Here is a 915-nt window from a genome sequence, read left to right as displayed (position 1 = left end):
GCATTGTAATCTGTAGCGTCTATGAACTTACCGTCCAGCTACTTCGCCGACTTAACGGGAACGATTACCTACAATCATACCCGGTGCATATTTCTCAAGCCAATAACGAATTCGTCGAACCAAATTTTTCTGTGGCCCTTCAGATAAATTAAACGCATAGTCCACTTGCATATAGTTAATTGCGCCAGCCACGTTTGCCGATGCCAAGCGCGCTTTGACAGAACTTTCATCTTCCACCGAATTAACCATCTCCAAGACGGGTGGCTGGAAGTTTTGCCCTAAATGCTCTGCCAGATCGACTTGTAAAGGTTCATCAAACTCAGGGTCAACCAGTACCAGAGCAAAGCCTTTATTACTAAATGTCCCCTGCTTTTGCTTGAGATACTCAAAGGCAATGTTGGCTGAAGCGCGATAGGCTAACAAAACAATATTCTGATAGCCTTGCTGCTGTAAGTACGAAATACCAGCGTTCACGTGCGCAAGCGCTTTGTCTTGGTAGGGAATTGCTTTTAGCTGCTTTTCTTTATCGGCAAGGTCTATATCAACAGGTTTATCTGGATCAGAACTGTCTTCGGTAACTGCATCGTCTTTGTCTGCCGCTTGCTCACTTTTTTCCGCCTCACCATCTGACTTATCTTTTCCACTATCCTCGTTTTTGGCTGTCTTGTTGTTTAATGCTTCTGCCAAAGCAGGGCTTAGTTCAAGCTCATCAAATTTCTTTACTGGTAAAGCTCGCTCTGGGACTTTGTCTATGGAAGCGCCTGGTAATGAGAGCGCCAAGGTATACCAACCCGCCTCTGGAAGCCCACTGCGTACAGGCCTTATTACTTTAGGCCAGTCCGCATGCTGGCCGATACCAGGAACCAATAAAACAGCACCATGTTGTTGCGGCTTTTGAGAAGGTCTTTGTAAAGC

1 protein-coding gene is annotated in these 915 nt (G+C 45.8%); it reads right to left on the bottom strand.

The features are described 5' to 3' along the window. Nucleotides 1-51: 51 nt before the first annotated feature. Nucleotides 52-915 (bottom strand): DUF3530 family protein (locus A3757_RS02355; RefSeq protein WP_068739112.1); only part of this gene is annotated, 864 nt, incomplete at its 5' end.

It is taken from the genome of Oleiphilus sp. HI0117, from assembly GCF_001635235.1.
Note: the sequence above shows the minus strand (reverse complement) of the source record. Positions and strands in the feature narration are given on the sequence as shown.